The organism is Novispirillum itersonii subsp. itersonii ATCC 12639 (assembly GCF_000381985.1).
Taxonomy (GTDB): Bacteria; Pseudomonadota; Alphaproteobacteria; order Rhodospirillales; family Rhodospirillaceae; genus Novispirillum; species Novispirillum itersonii.
In genome coordinates this window covers 18,053-37,667 of the sequence record NZ_KB907344.1, presented here as the reverse complement: position 1 = coordinate 37,667, position 19,615 = coordinate 18,053, and the positions used below count along the sequence as shown (strand labels likewise).

Annotated in this window: 18 protein-coding genes; 4 read left to right on the top strand and 14 right to left on the bottom strand. The window is 65.8% G+C overall.

All coding sequences use genetic code 11. The features are described 5' to 3' along the window. Window positions 1-92 precede the first annotated feature (92 nt). The 4 genes from G365_RS0112550 to G365_RS0112530 form a co-directional block, all read right to left on the bottom strand. Window positions 93-866, bottom strand: coding sequence for an SDR family oxidoreductase (locus tag G365_RS0112550; RefSeq protein ID WP_019645875.1), 774 nt, complete (start codon window positions 864-866; stop codon window positions 93-95). Between the two features lie 91 nt (window positions 867-957). Further along, window positions 958-2,406: a methyl-accepting chemotaxis protein gene (locus tag G365_RS0112545; RefSeq protein ID WP_019645874.1), complete on the bottom strand. Its 1,449-nt coding sequence runs from the start codon at window positions 2,404-2,406 to the stop codon at window positions 958-960. 81 nt (window positions 2,407-2,487) lie between these two features. Further along, window positions 2,488-2,805, bottom strand: coding sequence for a hypothetical protein (locus tag G365_RS0112540; protein WP_019645873.1), 318 nt, complete (start codon window positions 2,803-2,805; stop codon window positions 2,488-2,490). Between the two features lie 453 nt (window positions 2,806-3,258). Further along, complete coding sequence (locus G365_RS0112530) at window positions 3,259-4,449, bottom strand: vWA domain-containing protein (RefSeq protein WP_019645871.1); 1,191 nt, start codon at window positions 4,447-4,449, stop codon at window positions 3,259-3,261. 65 nt (window positions 4,450-4,514) lie between these two features. Between G365_RS0112530 and G365_RS23010 the strand changes: the two genes are divergently transcribed. Further along, window positions 4,515-4,907: a hypothetical protein gene (locus tag G365_RS23010; protein ID WP_019645870.1), complete on the top strand. Its 393-nt coding sequence runs from the start codon at window positions 4,515-4,517 to the stop codon at window positions 4,905-4,907. 15 nt (window positions 4,908-4,922) lie between these two features. On the opposite strand, the gene G365_RS0112520 is transcribed toward G365_RS23010, so the two are convergent. Beyond that, window positions 4,923-5,765 carry an AAA family ATPase gene (locus tag G365_RS0112520; RefSeq protein WP_019645869.1) on the bottom strand — a complete coding sequence of 281 codons (843 nt, stop codon included), beginning with the start codon at window positions 5,763-5,765 and terminating at the stop codon, window positions 4,923-4,925. A 252-nt stretch (window positions 5,766-6,017) separates the two neighbouring features. On the opposite strand from G365_RS0112520, the gene G365_RS0112515 reads away from it, so the two are divergent. Beyond that, on the top strand, window positions 6,018-7,412 hold the full coding sequence (locus G365_RS0112515) for a diguanylate cyclase domain-containing protein (protein WP_169545140.1): 1,395 nt from the start codon (window positions 6,018-6,020) through the stop codon (window positions 7,410-7,412). A 101-nt stretch (window positions 7,413-7,513) separates the two neighbouring features. Here G365_RS0112515 and G365_RS0112510 read toward each other — a convergent pair whose 3' ends face one another. From G365_RS0112510 to G365_RS0112480, 7 genes are all read right to left on the bottom strand, one after another. Further along, window positions 7,514-8,032, bottom strand: a complete 519-nt coding sequence (locus G365_RS0112510; protein WP_019645867.1) for a chemotaxis protein CheW — start codon at window positions 8,030-8,032, stop codon at window positions 7,514-7,516. A 114-nt stretch (window positions 8,033-8,146) separates the two neighbouring features. Then, window positions 8,147-9,592: a hypothetical protein gene (locus G365_RS21380; RefSeq protein ID WP_019645866.1), complete on the bottom strand. Its 1,446-nt coding sequence runs from the start codon at window positions 9,590-9,592 to the stop codon at window positions 8,147-8,149. A gap of 8 nt (window positions 9,593-9,600) precedes the next feature. Further along, window positions 9,601-10,701 carry a transglycosylase SLT domain-containing protein gene (locus G365_RS21375; RefSeq protein WP_019645865.1) on the bottom strand — a complete coding sequence of 367 codons (1,101 nt, stop codon included), beginning with the start codon at window positions 10,699-10,701 and terminating at the stop codon, window positions 9,601-9,603. Between the two features lie 302 nt (window positions 10,702-11,003). After that, window positions 11,004-12,395, bottom strand: a complete 1,392-nt coding sequence (locus tag G365_RS0112495) for a hypothetical protein (RefSeq protein ID WP_026345330.1) — start codon at window positions 12,393-12,395, stop codon at window positions 11,004-11,006. 86 nt (window positions 12,396-12,481) lie between these two features. Beyond that, window positions 12,482-13,303 (bottom strand): hypothetical protein, encoded by an 822-nt coding sequence (locus G365_RS0112490; protein WP_019645864.1) that lies wholly within the window; start codon window positions 13,301-13,303, stop codon window positions 12,482-12,484. A 20-nt stretch (window positions 13,304-13,323) separates the two neighbouring features. Beyond that, complete coding sequence (locus tag G365_RS23005; RefSeq protein WP_019645863.1) at window positions 13,324-13,740, bottom strand: protease inhibitor I42 family protein; 417 nt, start codon at window positions 13,738-13,740, stop codon at window positions 13,324-13,326. Window positions 13,741-13,797: 57 nt separating this feature from the next. Continuing rightward, the gene (locus tag G365_RS0112480; protein WP_019645862.1) at window positions 13,798-14,940 is read right to left on the bottom strand and encodes a TMEM43 family protein; all 1,143 of its coding nucleotides are present in this window, start codon (window positions 14,938-14,940) and stop codon (window positions 13,798-13,800) included. A gap of 270 nt (window positions 14,941-15,210) precedes the next feature. Here G365_RS0112480 and G365_RS21365 point away from each other — a divergent pair, with 270 nt between their 5' ends. Further along, entirely contained in the window at window positions 15,211-16,059 is an 849-nt protein-coding gene (locus G365_RS21365; protein ID WP_081628539.1) for a DUF4344 domain-containing metallopeptidase, read from the top strand. Window positions 16,060-16,065: 6 nt separating this feature from the next. Here the strand turns inward: G365_RS21365 and G365_RS21360 are convergent, their stop codons facing one another. Beyond that, window positions 16,066-17,094, bottom strand: coding sequence for a DMT family transporter (locus G365_RS21360; RefSeq protein WP_019645860.1), 1,029 nt, complete (start codon window positions 17,092-17,094; stop codon window positions 16,066-16,068). A 94-nt stretch (window positions 17,095-17,188) separates the two neighbouring features. Here G365_RS21360 and G365_RS0112465 point away from each other — a divergent pair, with 94 nt between their 5' ends. Next, window positions 17,189-17,983: an AraC family transcriptional regulator gene (locus G365_RS0112465; RefSeq protein WP_019645859.1), complete on the top strand. Its 795-nt coding sequence runs from the start codon at window positions 17,189-17,191 to the stop codon at window positions 17,981-17,983. Between the two features lie 11 nt (window positions 17,984-17,994). On the opposite strand, the gene G365_RS0112460 is transcribed toward G365_RS0112465, so the two are convergent. After that, window positions 17,995-19,470: a diguanylate cyclase gene (locus G365_RS0112460; RefSeq protein WP_019645858.1), complete on the bottom strand. Its 1,476-nt coding sequence runs from the start codon at window positions 19,468-19,470 to the stop codon at window positions 17,995-17,997. Window positions 19,471-19,615: the final 145 nt, after the last annotated feature.

The window sequence follows — 19,615 nt, the reverse complement described above, 5'->3', positions numbered from 1 at the left end:
TGGTCTGTGACTCAGGTCAGCAGGCGGATGGTCACCCGATCATCCGCCTGTTTTCTTTTCTGGCTGCCGGTGTGTCCCCGCCATGTCTGGGGTTAACTGCGGCAGATGGAGACCCCGCCATCGGCCATCAGGGCGGTGCCGGTGACAAAGCTGGCATCATCGGACAGCAGGAACAGCGCCGCCCGGGCGATTTCCTCCGGTTCGGCAATCCGCTTCAGCGCGTGCAGACCTTCAACGTATTGCCGGATTTCCGGGGTGCTGGCGACCGCCCGCCCCATCGGGGTATCGGTGCCACCGGGCATCAGCACATTGGCGCGGATACCCTGCGGCCCGCCTTCCGCCGCGATCACCTGTGTCAGCCCCAGCAGCCCGGCCTTGCTGGCCGCATAAGCCGCCATGCCGGGAAAACCGACCGTATGGCCGACAAAGGTGGACGTGAACACCAGAGACCCGCCACCCCGCGCCAGCAGGGCCGGAATCTGAGCCTGGGCGGCATGGAAGGCCCCGGTCAGGTTGGTGGCGATCACCTGCCCCCATTCCGACGGCGGCAGGTCCTGCACCGGGGCGGCATCCCCGGTGATACCGGCATTGTTGAAGGCCCCGTCGAGGCCGCCGAACACATCCACGGCCTGATCCACAGCCTGCCGGGCGGTTTCGGCCCGGGCGACATCGCCGCTGACGGCAACCGCATCGCCCCCGGCGGCTTTGAGTTCGGCGGTCAGGGCCTCCAGCCGGTCGGCGGAGCGGGCGACAAGGACCAGTCTGGCCCCGGCACGGCTGAACAGCCGGGCGGCTGCGGCCCCGATGCCGGAACTGGCACCGCTGACGATAATCACTTTGTCGGCAAGGGGACGGGAAGACAGCATGAGGTCTCTCCTGAGAGGGGTAGGTCGGGGCTTACCCTCTCAGGCGGCGGGCGGTGTCTCCACCCGCTTCTTGCGGTTTCATCCTGCGGCCTTAAACGGCCTGCAGGTCACGGATAAAGGTATCCACCCGCTGCCGGAGATCGCCGGACTGGTGGATCAGGGTCTGGGATGACGCATCCACGGCAGCAGTCGCCGTTTCATTCTCGTCGATCAGGCCACGGAACGAGCTGATGGTATCGCGGGTGACCCGGGTGCTGTCCGCCGCCCGCCCGGAAGAGGCGGTGATGGCGGCAATCGCGGCGGTCTGTTCGCCGATGCTCTCGGCAATGCGGCCCATGGTGCCGTTGATGCCGTCAATATCGGCGGCAATCGCCATCAGGACCTGCGCTGCTTCCTGCGAGGAGGCCTGCACATCGGTGATCTGGCGGCGGATTTCGTCAGTGGTGCGGGCGGTCTGGTTGGCCAGTGTCTTCACCTCGTTGGCAACCACGGCAAAGCCTTTACCGGCATCCCCGGCGCGGGCGGCCTCGATGGTGGCGTTCAGGGCCAGCAGGTTGGTCTGGCTGGCGATGTCGGTGATCAGGCCGATGGCATCCCCGATTCTTCCGGCGGCTTCATTCAGGGCGGTGACCGTGCTGTCGGCCCGGCTGGCCTGATCAGCGGCGCGGCGGGCAGTCTCCTGCGAATCCTGCACCAGAGTTTCGATGGCGGCAACGGCGGCATGCAGGGCTTCGGCGGACCCGGCGACGACATCGACGGAGTCGGCGGCGGTGCTGGCGGCCCGTACCACGCCGTTGATGTCACCGGTGGCCCGGTGTGCGGCATCGTTCAGGGCCTGCGACGCATCCCCCATCTGGGTGGCGGCGGCCCCGAAGGTGGCGACGGCTTCGGTGATATCGTGGTCAAAGGCAGCGGTCAGGGATTTGACCAGCGCGGTCCGGCGGCTTTCTTCCTGCTCGGCCAGCCGGGCCTGCCGGGCCAGCGCCTCGGCCTCGGCATGGGCTGCCTGTGCATCGGCCAGTGCGGCTTCCGTTCTGGCGTACAGCCGGGGCAGCCGCAGGCTCAGGGTTCCCAGCACCAGAGCTTCGATCACCAGAATGACCGCGTGCAGCACCACCCGACCAAAGTTGGGGCCGTCCGGCCAGATCAGCGCCGGCAGAACCGCATTCAGCAGCAGGTGGTGGACGGCCACCGCCGCCGCCCCGGCCAGAATGGCCCGCCAGTCCACCAGTGCCACGCACAGGGCCAGTGCGGCGAAGAAATACATGTGGATATCCACCTGCCACGGATGCCCGGAGAACTGATACAGCAGGATCGCCGGAAAGCTGACCAGTGCCACCCCGGCGGTCGGGGCGGTGGCCGCTGCGGTCGGGGCCCACAGGATTCCGCCCCCCATGACGGCGGTGACCATCACCGCCAGCAGCGTCGGCAGCAGCACCGGCCCGCCGATGGCATATCCGGCCAATGGAATCACCAGACAGTTGATGACGGCGAACAGGGCCAGAAAACGGCTGAACTGGTGGCGGATGGCGTGCAGCATGCAGATATCCCATCGGGCGGAGATCAAGGCGGGGTGGTGCGGCCCCAAAAAGCAGGGCCAGAAGCAGGATGAGAGGACGGTTTAAAGGCAACCGCGGGCAAACATGGCGTCAATCACCAGCAGGGCCCCGGCGGCGCGCAGGGCGGCGGCCTGTTCCCCGGTGGCGGAGGTAAACACGATCCGCCCTCCGGCTGCGGTGTCGGTCAGGCTGATGCCGGTGGCCGCCACCGCGCTGAAGACGGCCCCGGCAGACTGACCGGGGGGAATCACGATCGCGACCGTCCGCCCGTCGCGGGGGGACAGGGCGGTGAAGATGCCCCCCACCGCCACGGCCAGCGTCAGGGCGGCGGCGGGCAGAAGGGCCATCAGGCCGGACAGGGGCGACGGAGAAGACGTCATGGCAGCGAAGACAGTTTCCTGCGGGATATGGGGGATGTGCGGGACCGGAGACCGGACCTGACGGCCCGGACATGCGTATGGCGGGGCCCGCCCTTCCCCTGCCGCCGCCTGTCTCAGACCTGTCTCAGGGCAAACGGGCCGACGCGGTGGCCGGTGCCGTTATTATGCGCTCTGACACTGTGAATATGACCGTAGCGGATACGCAGATCAGTCCGCAGGGTCAAGGGCCCCTTCAGTATAAGAAAGGGGTACGCCAATGGAGGCGGAGGGGGCGGGATTATATTTATGATAATGAAAACATAATATTAGGGTAGGGGGGAGAGCCGGAGGGGGGGGATGCCATATTTGTCATATCTGATATGCTATTATGGCATGGGCTGGCTGTCGCGGCCAGCCCGGCTGTTCAGCCTGCGGTTATGAGGATGCCCCGGCCCGGTCCGGCCAGCCCGGCTGTCAGCGCCGGTTCAGGCTTTGCATCGCCTGATCCAGCCCTTCCAGAGTCAGGGGGAACATCCGGTCCTCCATCAGGTCCTGCATCATGGCGATGGACTGGGTGTGGCCCCAGTAGCGGCGGTCAACCGGGTTCAGCCATGCCGCATGCGGCCACTGGGCCAGCAGCCGCTGCATCCACACCCGGCCCGGCTCGGGGTTCCAGTGTTCCACGCTGCCGCCGGGGACGGCGATCTCGTACGGGCTCATCGAGGCGTCGCCGACAAAGATCAGCTTGTAGTCGGCGGGGTAGGTGCGCAGCACCTCTTCAGTCGGGATCCGGTCGGTCTGGCGGCGGCTGTTGTCCTTCCACACAAACTCATAGGGGCAGTTGTGGAAGTAGTAGTATTCCAGATGCTTAAATTCGCTGCGGGCGGCGGAAAACAGCTCCTCACACAGTTTGATGTGATCGTCCATCGAGCCGCCGATGTCGAGAAACAGCAGGACTTTGACGGTGTTGTGCCGTTCCGGCACCATCTGGATGTCCAGCATTCCGGCGTGATGGGCGGTGGAGCGGATGGTGCCGTCCAGATCCAGCTCGGTCGCGGCCCCCTGCCGGGCAAAGCGGCGCAGGCGACGCAGGGCAACCTTGATGGTGCGGGTGCCGAGTTCCACGTCATCGGCCAGATTGCGGAAGTCGCGTTGATCCCACACCTTGACGGCGCGGCGGTGGCGGGATCTGTCCTGACCGATCCGCACCCCTTCCGGGTTGTAGCCATAGGCCCCGAACGGTGATGTTCCGGCGGTGCCGATCCATTTGTTGCCCCCCTGATGGCGGCCCTTCTGTTCTTCCAGCCGTTTCTTCAGGGTTTCCATCAGTGTGTCCCAGCCGCCAAGGGACTGGATCTGCTGCTTTTCCTCCTCCGTCAGCATCCGTTCGGCCAGCTTGCGCAGCCACTCTTCCGGAATGTCGGCGGTGGTGGACAGGTCGTCGGCAGAGACGCTTTCCACCCCTTTGAACACGGTGCTGAACACCTGATCGAAGCGGTCGAGGAACCGTTCGTCCTTCACCAGCGTGGCTCGGGCCAGATAGTAAAAGTCGGTGACGGAATAATTGGCACAGCCCGCCTGCACCGCCCCCAGAAGGGTCAGGTATTCATTCAGGCTGACCGGGACGCGCGCGGTCCGCAGTTCGAAAAACAGCTTATTGAACATGGAAATCCGCCCTGCCGGAATGATACTCTGTGCGGCGCACCGTGCCGGAGCAGGAGAGCCAGACCATGACCCCCACCGCCGAAATGACCGAGGCCCTGACCCTGCTGAAAGGGGCGGGCACCTGGCACGAGTTCCGTCGCAGTCTGGAGGAACGCGGGCTGGACAAAGCCCTGCACCCCGATGACATGCTGGATCTGATGGTCGCGTGGAACAGCCGCCGCGCCGCTGACCTGACCGACTCCGCCCTGACGCAGGAGCTGGAGTTCTGGGCGGACGGCGGCACCTTCGACCAGCATCTGGAAGGCTGGCAGGCGGTCTCGCCCGCCGCGCTGGTGGCCGAGGCGGAGCGCCGCCGCTGGTTCACCCGCCGGATGGCCAGCGGGGCGGTGGTGAACCCGCCGGTCGGCAAACCGCTGATGATCCGCAGCCTTGATGTCATGGTGGCACCCCCTGCCTGACCGCAGGCCGCCGGGTCAGCGCCCGTTGCGGCGGTTCATAAAGGCCAGCCGTTCCAGCAGATGCACATCCTGCTCGTTCTTCAGCAGGGCCCCATGCAGCGGCGGAATGATGCTGCGGGTGTCGCTGGCGCGCAGGGTGTCTGCGGTCAGGTCATCGGCCATCAGCAGGCGGATCCAGTCCAGCAGTTCGCTGGTGGACGGCTTTTTCTTCAGGCCCTGCACCTCGCGCAGCTCGTAGAACGACGACAGCGCATCCCGCACCAGATCGTTGCGGATGCCGGGGTAATGGACCTCGACAATCTTCTGCATCGTGTCGGCATCGGGGAAGCGGATGTAGTGGAAGAAGCAGCGGCGCAGGAAGGCGTCGGGCAGTTCTTTTTCGTTGTTGGAGGTGATGATCACCACCGGGCGGATATCGGCCCGCACGGTCTGGCCGGTTTCATGGACATAGAATTCCATGCGGTCCAGTTCCTGCAGAAGATCGTTGGGGAACTCGATGTCCGCCTTGTCGATTTCGTCGATCAGCAGCACCGCCCGCCCGGTCTGAAACGCTTCCCACAGCTTGCCAGGGCGGATGTAGTTGGCAATATCCTGCACCCGTGGATCACCCAGCTGGGAATCACGCAGGCGGCTGACCGCATCATATTCATACAGGCCATGCTGGGCCTTGGTGGTGGATTTGACATGCCACTGGATCAGCGGCACCCCCAGCGAGTGGGCCACTTCCTGCGCCAGCACGGTCTTGCCGGTGCCGGGCTCCCCCTTGATCAGCAGCGGGCGTTGCAGGGTGATGGCGGCATTGACGGCAACCATCAGGTCTTCGGTGGCGACGTAGGAGTCGGTGCCGGTGAAGCTCATGCAGGGGGTCCTCTGTCGAAGGGCTACAGTAAAGGGGACTATAATGTCTCCAGACTGTACGGGGCTGCCGGGGGTGGTTCAAGCACAACGGAACGGTCTGCCGGTGGTGGTCGCAATTACCGGATGAAAAGTATGGGAATGTTCCCCTTCATATGTTCCGGCTAATCCCCTATCGTCTGGGCGGGGACTGTCAGGGTTGTGAGGCCGGTTGAATTGCGCTTGAGCGTTACAGGGGGGCATCCGGGTGGCCAGTTGGGTGGCCAATCGGGTGGCCAGTTGGGCGGATGGTGGGCCAGACTGCTGGTGCTGGCAGTGCTGCTGGCCGGTCTGCCGGCCCCCGCCCATGCCGCAGGGGCGTCACCCGATGGCATCCCCTATTGCGTCGATCCGGACTGGGCCCCCTATGAGTGGATCAGCGGGCAGGGTCGCCATGAAGGGATTGCGGCGGATCTGCTGCGTCTGGTGGCGGAACGGGCCGGACTGACCCTGCGCCTGACGCCGACAGCGGACTGGAACGAGAGCCTGCAGGCGGCCCGCGAAGGGCACTGCATGATGCTGAGTTTCCTCAACACCACGGCGCAGCGCCGTCAGTGGCTGACCTTTACCGATCCGCTGTATATCGATCCCAACGTGGTCATCACCCATCAGGATCATGCTGCGGTGACCGATCTGGCGGCACTGGACGGGCAGCGGGTGGCCCTGCCGAAAGGCACGTCGATTGAAGAGCGCCTGCGGCGCGAGTATCCGAAGCTGGTGATTGTGATCACCGAGACAGAGGCCGAAGCCTTCGGGCTGGTGTCAACCGGCAAGGCTGACATGGCCATCCGGTCGATGACAGTGGCGGTTGATACCATCCGTAAAAAGGGGTGGTTCAACCTGAAAGTCGCGGGTCAGGTGCCGGGGTATGAAAACCTGCTGCGCATCGGGGTCCGGAATGAGGTTGCGGAAGAGCTGGTGCCCCGCCTGAACAGCGGCATTGCTTCGGTGACGCCGGAAGAGCGGGTGGCAGTGGCCAACCGCCATGTGGCGATTGAGGTGACCACCGGGATTGACCCGGATCTGGTGTGGAACGGGGCCGGGGTACTGGGTGGGATTTTGGCAGCCAGTCTGTTCTGGGTGCTGAAGCTGAAGAGCCTGAACCGCCGTCTGCATGTGCTGTCGCACACCGATGGCCTGACCGGGCTGGAAAACCGCAGCAGCCTGAACGCCTATCTGGCGGTGGTGATGGCCCGTCTGACCCGGCAGGGTGGAGTGGTGGCGCTGATTTTGATTGATGTGGACCACTTCAAGCAGGTCAATGACAGCCGGGGCCATCAGGCCGGGGACCGGGTGCTGACGGAGCTGTCCGCCCGCCTGAAGCAGGCCGCCGGGGACGGGGTGACGGTCGGGCGCTGGGGCGGTGAGGAGTTTCTGGCGATCTGCCCGGATCTGTCGGAGACAGATGCAAAAGCTCTGGCCGAGCGGATGAGGAAGGCTGTGGCCGAGGTGCCTTTTGCCGATGGGCACCACTATACCTTCAGTGCCGGTGTCAGTCTGCTGAGCGCCGTTCCGCAGGGGATGCCGGATCTGGATGCGGCTCTGGCCCGGGCCGATCAGGCCCTGTATGCCGCCAAGAGTGCCGGGCGCAACTGCATGAACTATCTGTAGGCTGCCGCTCTGTGCTGCCGCAAGGCTTGAGCTGAGTGCGGAAACAGCAACGGCAGCCGCGATGGGCTGCCGTTGCTGTTGCTGTCAGGTGCCGGTTGAGATCAGCCGCGGGCGGCCTGCTGGCCGGAGCTGAAATCAAGGAACGCATCGACGTCGAGGACGATCAGCAGTTCGCCTTCCAGACGCACCACCCCGGCGGAAATACCGCGCCAGCGCGGATCCAGCGTCGAGGGGTTCTGTTCAATCGTGCGCATCGGCAGGGTCAGCACGTTGCCGACGCTGTCAACGCGCAGGGAGTACAGTTCCTGCCCCTGCTCGACGGTGACGCACATCACGTTGCCTTCGGTCTCTGCCTGTTTCGGCAGGCCGAGACGGGTGCGGACGTCGATAACGGTCACGATGCGGCCGCGCAGGTTGATCGACCCGGCCACTTCCGGCGGGGCCAGCGGGATGCGGGCAATCTTTTCGGGGATCAGGATGTCCTGCACCCGTTCCACCGGAATGCCGAACAGCTGCCGCTCGACATAGACAGTGACGAAAACCTGTTCATCCTGAGCACCCACCGCGCGGGCGTTAACCGCGACAACATGCCCTTGGTTGGCGGGAGTCAAATCACCCATCTGTCACATACTCCGGATTTATCCCCTTGTGGCGTCATAATGACCGGAAAAGCCCCGCCGTTCCAGTCCTTTCCGGTAGGAAAAAGGGATGATGTCCGCCTTGCGCCGGGCGTTTTATCCGGCCAGCCGGTCGGTCAGCAGAACCCAGACGGACAGGAAGACCAGTGCCGCCAGTGTATAGGGGCCGTTCCAGCGCCGCCCGACGACGCCGGCGGTGGTGCCTGACAGGGTGGCGGTCACCATCGGGGCGGCGGAAAACGGCGAGGAGGCGGCGGTCAGCGACCAGGCCCCGGTCAGGGCCACGGCCAGCGCTACCGGGTGAACGCCCATCACCTCCGGCGGTGGCAGGATGCCGGTCAGCAGGGTGACGGACAGTACCGGATTCATGCCGATCTGACCGCAGGCCACCACCAGCCAGGCCGACACCACGATCAGCACGGACGGGGGCACCGGCAGGCCCCGCAGGGTTGCCGCCACCACCTCTGCCGGGATCAGGGCGGAGATACAGGCCCCGATAAAGGCGGCGGAGGAGAGAAGGGCGATCTCGTTCCGGTATCCGGGGAAAAACCGGATGCCGTGCTGACGCATCCGCACCGAGGTCTGGCGCAGGGCCTGCGGCAGGGGATGCAAGGGGGACAGGGCCTGTGTCAGGATCCAGCCGCAGCCGATCAGCGGGGTAGCGGTCATCACCGCCACCACCAGCCGGGACCCCGAGACCGCAGACCACAGCCCGCCGACACTGAAAATCAGGATCACGAGACCGACGACCGGCAGCAGGACGGTCCAGGGCTCGCCGGAGCCCGGCCAGTGCTGCTGACGCTGCCCCGGCGGCGGTCGCAGGGCCATGTCGGCCAGCCAGCCGATGACCATGAACCCGGCGGCAGTCCCCAGCGCCCACGGGGCCAGATGTTCCCACGTCACCGATGGCAGGGCGGTCAGCACCACCGCCAGCGAGACCGTCAGGGGCGACCACGGCAGAATCAGGCTGAAGCCCCGGTGCACCGCGCTCATCATCCGCCGCAGCCGCAGTTGCCCCCGGGGGCTGTCATCGTCGCCGACCCCGGAGCGGACAATGGCCCCCAGCAGCGGGATAACGCCGAAATTGAGGATGATCCCGAACAGGTGGGAGCCCGACGCCAGCGCCACATAGCGCCGCCCCGGCGGCTGGGCCGCCAGCCACTGGCCGCAGCGGCGCACCAGCGGGCTGGTTTCCGCCGCATCACGCAGAAAGCCGAGCGAGGCGTAGAGGGCGGCGACAAAGGCGGCCCCGGCGGTTGCCCGGCGCAGCACGGTCTCCGCCGCATCGGGAATCAGCAGGGCGGTGACCCCGGCCAGCGCAACGCTGAGCAGGACAAAGCTCTGCGCTTTCAGGCTCATGTCCGGCAGGCTGGTCACGGCGTAGACAAACAGCCCGGTGGCGGCCAGACCGGTCAGAACGGGGGATGGGGCCGCATCCCCGGCCAGCACGCCGACCAGCAGGGCGGTCAGGGCAAGGGCGGCAAGATGATGGCGGACGGGGTGCCGGAGAGGGGGCTTGGGAGACTGTGGTGCGGCGGACATAGCTGGGGTCAGTCGGCGGCGGTCTGCACCAGCGGGCCACGGCGGTTTTGCAGATATTCCTGCATTTTCTGGGCCCGCCAGTTTTCAGCATAGGTTTTTGCCGACTGCCGCTGCTGCTCCTGCTGGGCGCGGGTGGCTTCCATTTTCTGGCGCTGCTGCTCCAGCGAGGCAAGCTGGGCCGGGGTGAACAGCGGTTTGACCGACAGAATGGGCTGACGGGAGGCGGGCATCATCGTGCGCGGCATCAGCGGCTGACCGCTCAGGGGCTGGGCAACGGGCAGCGGGCGGTTGCCGCTGGCCAGTTCCGCCGTGGTCAGGGTGGTGTCGGTATCCCGGTTCAGGCGGGTCCATTCCTTCGCCAGCACCCCGCTGTAGCGCACCGCATGCACTTCGGTCGCGGAGTGGTAGCGGGTGGCAGCCCGGGTCCAGGCCCCGGTTTCCTCATACAGATTGGTCAGGAACTCGACCGCATAGCCGACGTTGCTGGCCGGGTCGAAGGCGTCTTCCAGCGACTCGAAAGCGTCGCCGTGATACATCAGGTTGATCTGCATACAGCCGACATCGATGTTTTTGACGCCTTTGGCCTGCAGCCCGCGCACTTCTGCAATGGCCTCTGCTTTGGTGCGGAAATATCTGCCGCGCCCTTCGGCCATCACCGTCCACGGCCAGGCAACTTTTGCCTCTCGCGCGTCATCCCAGCGCCCGGATTCGACGTGTGACAGGGCGGTCAGCAGGTTGCGGGGTAATCCGGCCTGCCGTTCCTGCCGTTCCGTCTCGCGGCGGCAGAGGATTCCGTCGGGGCCAAGACCGCCCTCGGGCGTCGCGGGGGCATTGGCGGCGGCAGACAGCGCCTTCTGTGGTCTGGCCGCCTGTGCGGGGGCGGCAGCGGCAGGCGCGGCGGCGCGGGCGGGCAGATCAAAGAACCGGGGCTGTGACACGGTGGGGGAAATCGCGGCAGGCTGACGGATGACCGTCCCCGGCTGCTGGGCCTGAGCCACAGGGATGCCGCCCGGCAGGCCACACAGCCCGAGCAGCACAGCACCACATCCGGCGGCGTGACGCAGCAGGACCGGGGCAGTGACGCGGGGCGGGGCGGGGCGGGGCGACATCAGGATCCCTCAGGTGGCGCGGAAAGAAGGAGTCAGCAGATTATTAGCAAACCCTGTGCCAGCGGGCGAGAGGGATAAAGTGAACAAAAATGATGCATGATTAAAAAATGTGCTTGCATCGAGGGGGCTGATCATCGTAATTTTGCATTGCAGCAACACACCGACCTTCGGGTCCGTTGCCTGCCTTTTTGGACGTTTCCTCCCTAAACTTGGGCCCCGGCATCTGCCGGGGCTTTTTTCTTGCCCATAAAGGCAACGCCCCGCTGTGGGGCGGGGCGTCCGGTGAGGGATGCGCAGTCAGATCACCGCCACTGCGACAGATCGGCAATCCCTTTCTGCTGGAAGCAGGCTTTCATGGCGGCATAGCTGGGGTCGGTCATCCAGTCGCTGCGGCATTGCACCTTGCGGTGGGCGATCACCTCCGCCCGGCAGTCGGCTGCCGCTTTCGGCACTTTAGAGCTGCCGGTGAATGACCCGTTTTCGTTGGTGCAGGGCAGGGTCATCTGTTCCAGCTTAGGCACCCGGCTGCCGCTGCCGGAGGCAACCGGGGTCGCGCCGGTGTTGGGGGTGGCCGAGGGGGCCCCGCCATTCGGGGGAATATGGATGGTCTGGGCTGCCGGGGTTGTGGTGACGGTCTTCTGCTGGGCCAGCGTCTGCGCCTGCGCCAGCATCGCCGCTGTCACCGCCCCCTGCGTTGTCGGCACGGCCCCGCCGGAGGCCATACCCGCCGCCAGTGCGGCAAAGTCCTGCGGCGAGGTGGCGCCCACGGCGGCCCCCAGCCCCTGCGCCATATACTGCTGGGCCATGGCCGCCATTGCCTGATCCGGCGAGGTCGCCCCGGTCATCACCCCGACCACCTGCGACAGGTTCATGGCGTTAACGCCGCCCATCCCCCCGCCGAGCGCCCCGGTCATCTGCCCCATCGACGAGGCCAGAAGCCCCCCGGCGGCGGCCTGAAACAGGGTGCCGATCAGGTCGGTGTCCTGCGCGCTCTGCTGGGCCTGCATGGCATCAGCCCGTGCTTGGGACTGGGCGGCACTGGCCGTCAGCGCGGCGGTATAGCGGGCGCGGATGTCGGCAATCCGCGCCGGATCCGCCGGGCTGAACAGAATCGGCTTCTGCGGATAGACCGTTTCCGTTGCGAAGATGCCGTAGTCTTTGGTGCCCCGGCTTTTGCTGCTCCGGGTGCCGGAGAACATGTAGATGCCTGACTGGATGGAGAACCCCTGACCGTTGTAGCTCTGCATCTGCTCCTGCGTCGGCGGCAGGGAGACATACTCAAACTGCCCCTCGTAAACGGTGTCGGGGCCATCCTCAAACCGCCCGACGCTGTAGCTGATGACCTGATGCTGGGTGAAGGGATTGATCGCCGTCTTCACTGAACCGGCATAAAACTGGCTTTCGGTCCGCCATATTTCGGCCTGCGCCCAGTTGCGCTGGGCGTCGGTGGTGGAGTGGTAGACCTGTCCCGGGTGATGCGGAAAGATCACCTCATAGGTTGAGCTGGGGGCAAAGCGCCCGTTGCTGAACAGGCCGCGGGTGATGACCCCGGTGGCGGTCTCGCGGAAGGTGCCGATACCGTCTTCACAGTTACCTTCAATGCAGGTGCCGCCGTTGGGCATGGCAAATGACGGTGATGGCAGCATCAGGGCCAGCGGCATTGCCGCAGCCAGCAGGCGGAGACGGATCGGCATGCTTTTGGTATCCCGGGGCCGGAAGGTGGACGATGCCCTGACGATACCGCGCCCTGAAGACAACCGGAAGAGGGCGGAGGAGGGGTTTATGGTGTCAGCCGTACGCTGACGGCCTTGGTGACGGTCTGCATCCCTCCTGCTTCGGGGATGTTTTCCTGCGCCGTCTGCCACAGCACGGTGATGGTGCGGCCGGTGTAGCGGTCAGGGCTGGCGACCAGCCGGTCCAGCGCCGCATCGGTTTCAAGGATCATGTAACTGATTTCTTTCTTGCCGCTTTTCAGCAGCAGATAGCTGTAATCGCCGCTTTCAATGCCCATGAACACCCCGGTCGTTTCCGTCACCGGCCCGGCGGTGCCGGATTGTGTATTGGTGCCGGTTTTGCCGCTGCCCCCGGTGGCCCCCAGAGCCTCCAGCGCCATCGAGGAGGCTTCCATCACCTCCTGCTCGCGGTCGGTAAAATCCTGAATGTCGGTCGGCACCGCCCGCCGGTCTTCATCCAGCCAGCGGATCATCTGGCCATCCTGAAAGTAGTAACGGTTTTCGCGACCGGAAGAATCGGTGCCGTTGACGGTCTGGGTGGTGATCACTTCATAGACGAACATCAGCTTTGGCAGCTCAGCGCCGGGGCTGTAGTAAAAATCCTGCACCATCTGGCCGTGGTCGCTGGGGTAGACGATGCGGATTTTCCGGGCCATGCCGCCGCTGATCCAGGCTGTGCCTTCCGGCTCCACCGGGGCGCCGGGCAGATCGACGGTAAAGCGCTTCTGGGTCATGGTTTTCAGGGCGCCGTTGATCTCGCTGTACAGGGCGCGGTGTTCCGCTGTCGGGTCAGGGGCCGCGCCGGACGGGCTGGCGTGCAGCAGGGTCAGGACGGCGGTAAGGCACAGCAGCAGGGCAGGAAGGCGCATGGCAGGGCTCCGGGCCGGTCTTATTCAATGGTGATCAGGGCTTCGGTGACGTGTTCGGCGGATTTTGCCTCCCACGGGCGCTGATAGGTAAACAGCAGGCGGGCCTGTCCTTTCGCCTGCGGCTCGAAGCGGAACACCTGCGCCCCCCCGGCACCGGGCGGCGGCGGATTTCCGGCCGGGGCGGAATAGTTTTCGCCCGCCGGGCGCAGCAGACCCGGCACCCCCTGACTGGACGCGGTATCGAGGGTCCAGGCGTAGCCGGTGCTGGGGTTGGAGCGCAGACGGATTTCCAGCGTTTCGCCAAGGGTGGCCCGTTGCTCGATCCGCTCGGCGGCTGCGGCCCCGGCGGACAGCAGGGCGGCCAGCCCGCAGGCGAGCAGGGAAGAGACAAGCAGGGAAGAAACAAGGCGGGAGCGGCGGACGGCAGGGTGATGCATGGCAGATCCTGACAGGGTGGGGGCGGTGTGGGAGAAAACGGCGGGGGATGCCGGTGATCAGGCAGGCTGACGCCGCAGGCGACGCCACAGCAGCACGGCGGCCGGCAGGCTGAGGCCCACGGCGACGGCGGCCAGCGGATGGCGGGTAATCCAGGCGGTGCCGATGGTGCCAAGGGTCAGCACCAGCGTCAGCCCCCCGGCCAGAAGACTGAGGATCGCGCCGCTCAGCCAGCCCAGTGGCGGCAGGACATAGGCCAGTGCCTCCAGCGGGGAAAACAGCAGCCGGAAGCCGATAAAGATCAGCAGGGCCCCGGCCAGCCGCAGCCCCCAGGTCAGCAGGGTGTTCTCCCGCTGGGCGGCATGGATCACCGCATCGGGGGGCAGCAGACCATACCGCACCAGATCAACCGTGCCGGTCGGGGTGGCATAGGGGGCAAAGCTGCTGCCTGCCTGCCGGGCGACGACCGAGACATCCGCCGCCGGGGTCTGGGTGAAGCGGATCCGCAGATCGCCGGTTTCCGGGCGGGCGGGATTGGCCCCGATGAAGACCTCATGGCCGTTGACGTGGATCGGGATGCCGTCGATATCGGCGGGCAGATCCCGCACGGTGACCGGCTGTTCGTCGGTCAGGGCGTCAATCTGGGCCGGGGTCAGCCGGAAGGCCCCCAGCAGAACCCGGTCTGCGGTTTCGGTATGGGACGGAAACGGCATCCAGTCCGGGTTGGCGTGACCGTCGGGTTTCCGGAACGAGGCGGAATCGATCAGATCTTCCGACCAGTCTTTTTCATACCGGGTGTTGGTGATGGTTTCGCTGCCGCCGCCCAGTTTGTCGCGGGTTTCGGTGGTGGTCACTTCCCGCCACTGATACATCTCGGTCCGGCGGATCAGCCGCAGGGCGCTGACGGTGACGGGAAAATCAGGGTCTTCCAGACGTCCGGCGGGGCTTGCCCGGCCTGAAACGTGGATCAGCCGTCCTTCCGTGCGGGAATCAATGCGGTCTGCCGCAACCGGGATCACCTCGCGGGCGGCGGAGGCCAGCGCCGTCTGACGGTCTGCGGCGCGGTCTTCGTTCCACGACAGCAGCGCCATCGCCAGCGGCACCATCAGCAGACCGGCCACCGCCCCTTTCAGGGACGACAGGATCCGGTCTCCCCAGCCGGTTTCGGTGACCTCGGTGACGGTGTCCTGATCGTCGCTCATGCGTGTGTTCCCCCGGTCCTGTACTGTCGCCAGGCGGGTCTGACAGTATCGCAGTGCTGTGGCGAAGTCTATTTTCTCTGTATGGTTAATCACTCCTGCGGGTGTAGTTCTATTGGTTTAGTCTGAAAGGTAGAATATGGGGTGATCTTATTGTCCGTGGTGGGGGGGAAGCGTCGGTGTGTAGATTTATTCCAGAATAAAAACAGATCTTTGATACAGCGGTGGTGACTATTCTATACTCGTCGTGTTTTGACGGGATGGGGGCAGGGAATGCTTCGGGGCTTGCAGGCAATGGCGGTGGGGGTTCTGCTCGGGCTGATGCTCCCGGGGGGCGCGGTCTGGGCTGCGGGGGCCAAGACACCGGCCCCTCAGAAGACACCCCGGCAGGCGCCGGAGATGGAGCCGGAGGTCAGGACCTTCATCCTCGGCAACACGCTGTTCACCCTGTATCACGAGGTCGGGCATGCCCTGATACACGAGCTGCAGCTGCCGGTGCTGGGCCGCGAGGAAGACGCGGTCGACAATCTGGCATCCCTGCTGATGGTGCCGGAAGAAGATGATCCGGAAATGCTGGAGATGGTGATGGCGGCGGCGCAGGGCTGGCTGATGTCGGCGGCAGCCGGGGATGACGAGGAAGAGCTGGCCTTCTGGGATGAACACGGGCTGGACATGCAGCGGTTCTATTCCGTCGTCTGTATGCTCTACGGCAGTGATCCCGACCGCTTCAGCGCGTTTGCCGACGATGCCGAGCTGCCGGATTACCGCCGGGACAGCTGCCCGCAGGAATTTGATCAGGTCAGCACCAGCTGGGCAACCCTGCTGGACCCGCATCTGCTGGAAGACGGCGGGCGGAAGAGCCGGGTCAAAGTGGTGTATGAGCCCCCGGCCCCGGCCTACCGCACGCTGTCGGCGATGCTGAAGCAGTCGCGGATGGTGGAGCGGCTGGCCGATGACATCCGCACCAGCTTTGTTCTGCCACGGGAACTGACCCTGCGGGTGGCCGCCTGCGACGAGGCCAATGCCTATTATGACCCGGAAGACTCCTCCGTAACGCTTTGTTATGAGCTGCTGGAAGAGTACGAGACCCTGATCCGCGCCGATCTTGAGGCGGCGGAGTAACGCGGTTTACGGGGTTCCGTTCTCGCGGATGGCATCCGGGACGGAATCGGGGGCGGAATCGGGGGCGAGAGTCCGGGCGGCCTGCCGCCGGGCCAGCAGGGTCCGCAGCCATTGATGCCCGCTGACCAGCGTGATCCCGGCGATAACCAGACCGGCACCCAGCAGGAACCCGGTATCCACCGGCTCATTCAGCAGCCACGCCCCAAGGCCGACCCCGAACAGCGGGGTCATGAAGGACAGCACCCCAAGGCGTGAGGCCAGATACTTCCGCAGCAGCCAGAACCAGATCATGAAAGCGGTGAACGAGACCATCAGCGCCTGAAAGGCCAGACTGGCAAGGGCCAGCGGGCTGGGGGTGAAGCTCAGCTGATCCAGGGCTGCCGCGCTGACCAGCAGGATCACAAAGGCAACCGCCAGCTGATAGAACAGGGTCTGCCGTGCCGGAGCCTGCGCAAGGCGGGTGATGCGGATCACCACCGTGGTGCCGCCCCACGCCACACCGGCCAGAACCGCCAGCAGATCCCCCAGCAGCGAGGTATCGCCACCGCCGCCGGGGTGGCCGAGGAAGGCGGTGGCAATCCCGCCGAACGCCAGCAGGATCCCGGCCCACTGCACCGGGGCCAGACGTTCCGCCGGGACCAGAAAGTGCAGGGCCAGCGCGGTGAAGACCGGCGCGGTGTAGAGAAAGACCACCGCATGCGAGGACGAGGTGTGGCGCAGCGCCTCGCCCAGAATCAGAAACTCCAGCCCGAACAGGGCTCCGGCAATCAGCCCGGGGGCCAGCGTGCCGTCGCCCCGGCGCGGCAGCTCGCGCTTCCACAGCATCAGGGCCCCGACCAGCGCGGCGGCAATCCCGGATCGCAGCGCGATCTGCAGCACCGGGGAAATATCGTGCAGGGTGGCTTTCAGCGCCACCTGTTGCAGGCCAAGGGCGGCGCAGACGATCAGCATCAGGCCAAAGGCCTGACCGTCAAGGGGCTTGCGGGAGTCCATCAGACAGGTATCCGGATCGGGGGAGGTCGGTCCGGTCAGCATGCGGATTGTCTGTTGGAAGATATATAGCTAAGATCAGACAAAGCGGTTCTCAAACCGGCCAGCCGCAGGCCGGGCCGTTCAGCAGGGGACCGGCATGAGCTTTCTGCCCCGTCACTTTCCGCAGCCGCCGTTCGCCACCGCGCTGCCGTATCCGCTGTATTTCCGCACCGCCTGTATGCCCGCTGATGCGGCCTACCCCAGCCACCGCCACCCGTGGGGGGAATTCGTTTATTCCTACAGCGGGGTGATGGAGGTACGGGTCGGCGACCGTCAGTATCTGGTGCCGTCACAGTACGGGCTGTGGCTGCCGCCGGATGTGGAGCATCAGGGCCTGAACCGCTATGAGGCCTGTCATTCGTCGCTCTATGTCAGCGGCGCGGCCTGTGCCCGCCTGCCTGCGGTACCGTGCGCGCTGGAGGTCAGTCCGCTGGTGCGGGCCCTGCTGGAACACCTGCGCCAGACCCCGCCGCAGGTGCCGGACCGGCCGGAGGATACCCGGCTGCTGGAGGTGCTGGTGGACCAGCTGACGCTGGCCCGCCCGGCGGGCAGTTATCTGCCGACGTCAACCGACAGTCTTCTGGCCCCGGTTCTGGCCGCGCTGGAGGCGGACCCCGGCGACAACCGCCCGGTGGCGGCACTGGCCCGGCAGGCCGGGACCACCGAACGCACCCTGACCCGGCGCTGTCTGCGCGATCTGGGCATGCCCCTGTCGGAATGGCGGCAGCGCCTGCGGGTGGTCAGCGCCATGACCCGGCTGGAACGTGGCCGCAAGGTGGAAACCATCGCCCGCGAACTGGGGTATGGCAGCCCGTCGGCGTTTATTGCCATGTTCCGCCGTCTGACCGGGGTCAGCCCTGATGAATACCGCCGCCGGAACGGCGGGGGCTGAAAACGGCTGGATTATCCGCAGGTCACCCGGTCCCGGCCAGTTTCCTTGGCGGTGTACAGGGCGGCATCGGCGCGGCTGTTCAGGCTGTCGAAACTGTCGCCGGGCCGGGCGGCGGTTACCCCGATACTGATGGTGAAGGGGACCGGCTGGCCGTCTTCTGACAAGACCGGATTGCGGTGGCGGACCCGCTGGCACAGCCGGTCCGCCACCGTCATCGCGTGCGTGATGTCGGTCGCGGGCAGCAGCAGGGCAAATTCCTCACCGCCCATCCGGGCAACGCTGCCGGTATCGCCCGCTTCGGCGGCCATATCGGCGGCAAGGGCCTGAACCCGGTCGCCGGTGGGGTGGCCCCAGCGGTCGTTGATGGATTTGAAGTGGTCGATATCCACCAGCAGCAGGGAAAACGGCAGCGCCTGCCGGTCGGTCAGCGCCGTACCGGTGGCCAGCAGAGAGCGGCGGTTGAACACCCCGGTCAGGGGGTCTGTGATTGCCAGCTGCCGCAGGGCTTCCCGCTGGCGCAGGGCGATCCGGTGAGCCCGGAAGGCGACGGCGGCCAGCGCCAGCAGCAGGGCAAAGGCGGTACCAAGCTGCCAACAGCGTTTGCGCCAGTCGGCGAGGGCGTCATTCAGGTCAAAGCCGACAAAGATCAGCAGGGGCACATTTTCGATCTTGCTGACCCCGAAGATCCGCTCCCGCCCGTCGATGCGCGAGGTGGCAAGCACGGTCTGGCTGGCGCGGCCTGTCCCGAACTGTTGCAGCTTATCGGTCCGGGGCGGCAACTGTCTGCCGATGGCCCCGGCGATAAACGGGGCCCGGGCCAGAATCGTCATATCGTCGTCGGTCAGGGTCAGGACGTCGTTGGGGCCGACCGGGATGGTGCTGATCCAGTCCTGTGCATAGGACAGCGGAATCGAGGCGACACTGCCCCCGGTCAGGGTACCATCCGCGCCGGGATGATGCCGTGCCACCAGCAGCAGCGGTTCGCCGGACAGGGCCTGTCCGGCTGGCACATAGTGCAGATAAACGCGGTCTTCCAGAGGCAGGCGACGGTCGGCACAGGGCGGCAGGTGGTTGCGGTACGCTGCCATGGTCGGGTCGGACATAGCGCGGAACACGCAGTCCGGCCCGTAGAGGGACAGGGTGCTGACCCCGGGCAGGCTGTCGGCCTTGGCCCGCAGCCAGCTGTTCAGGCGGGCGGTTTCCTGCGGTCCGGTGGTCCGGCGGGTCAGTTCCTCCGGGGGGAGCATGTCGTTCAGGCCTTTCAGCACCGTATCGACCGAGACGATGGTGGTGCCAAACCACTGGGCCAGAAACTGGCTGCGCTGGTCGGCCAGAGCGGCCCGTTCAGCGATGACGGCATCCCGGCTGCGGATCAGGTCCAGCGTCAGCCCGGCCCCGGCAGCAGCCAGCATCGCAAACAGCAGGCCGAATGCGCCGGTGATGGCCCGGAAGCGGGACTGGGCTGGCTGAGGCGGAAGATGGGGCAACGCGGGCCTTCCTGAAGCTTGGGTCTGCCGCACTGCGGACAAAACCGGAAGCGACTCCTGTGAACGGTGCTGTAACAGCGTCTATATACCGGAACACGGTCTCCGGTACACGGCACTCTCACCATGCCGCCCGATCACCGGGGGT

What these genes read in the sequence shown, in the direction of transcription:
- G365_RS0112520 (WP_019645869.1), bottom strand. Translation starts at nt 5,765, where the DNA reads ATGAGCTTCACCGGCACCGACTCCTACGTCGCCACCGAAGACCTGATG.
- G365_RS0112540 (WP_019645873.1), bottom strand. Translation starts at nt 2,805, where the DNA reads ATGACGTCTTCTCCGTCGCCCCTGTCCGGCCTGATGGCCCTTCTGCCC.
- G365_RS21365 (WP_081628539.1), top strand. Translation starts at nt 15,211, where the DNA reads ATGCTTCGGGGCTTGCAGGCAATGGCGGTGGGGGTTCTGCTCGGGCTG.
- G365_RS0112480 (WP_019645862.1), bottom strand. Translation starts at nt 14,940, where the DNA reads ATGAGCGACGATCAGGACACCGTCACCGAGGTCACCGAAACCGGCTGG.
- G365_RS0112490 (WP_019645864.1), bottom strand. Translation starts at nt 13,303, where the DNA reads ATGCGCCTTCCTGCCCTGCTGCTGTGCCTTACCGCCGTCCTGACCCTG.
- G365_RS21380 (WP_019645866.1), bottom strand. Translation starts at nt 9,592, where the DNA reads ATGTCCGCCGCACCACAGTCTCCCAAGCCCCCTCTCCGGCACCCCGTC.
- G365_RS0112465 (WP_019645859.1), top strand. Translation starts at nt 17,189, where the DNA reads ATGAGCTTTCTGCCCCGTCACTTTCCGCAGCCGCCGTTCGCCACCGCG.
- G365_RS21375 (WP_019645865.1), bottom strand. Translation starts at nt 10,701, where the DNA reads ATGTCGCCCCGCCCCGCCCCGCCCCGCGTCACTGCCCCGGTCCTGCTG.
- G365_RS0112530 (WP_019645871.1), bottom strand. Translation starts at nt 4,449, where the DNA reads ATGTTCAATAAGCTGTTTTTCGAACTGCGGACCGCGCGCGTCCCGGTC.
- G365_RS0112510 (WP_019645867.1), bottom strand. Translation starts at nt 8,032, where the DNA reads ATGGGTGATTTGACTCCCGCCAACCAAGGGCATGTTGTCGCGGTTAAC.
- G365_RS23005 (WP_019645863.1), bottom strand. Translation starts at nt 13,740, where the DNA reads ATGCATCACCCTGCCGTCCGCCGCTCCCGCCTTGTTTCTTCCCTGCTT.
- G365_RS0112550 (WP_019645875.1), bottom strand. Translation starts at nt 866, where the DNA reads ATGCTGTCTTCCCGTCCCCTTGCCGACAAAGTGATTATCGTCAGCGGT.
- G365_RS0112495 (WP_026345330.1), bottom strand. Translation starts at nt 12,395, where the DNA reads ATGCCGATCCGTCTCCGCCTGCTGGCTGCGGCAATGCCGCTGGCCCTG.
- G365_RS21360 (WP_019645860.1), bottom strand. Translation starts at nt 17,094, where the DNA reads ATGCTGACCGGACCGACCTCCCCCGATCCGGATACCTGTCTGATGGAC.
- G365_RS0112545 (WP_019645874.1), bottom strand. Translation starts at nt 2,406, where the DNA reads ATGCTGCACGCCATCCGCCACCAGTTCAGCCGTTTTCTGGCCCTGTTC.
- G365_RS23010 (WP_019645870.1), top strand. Translation starts at nt 4,515, where the DNA reads ATGACCCCCACCGCCGAAATGACCGAGGCCCTGACCCTGCTGAAAGGG.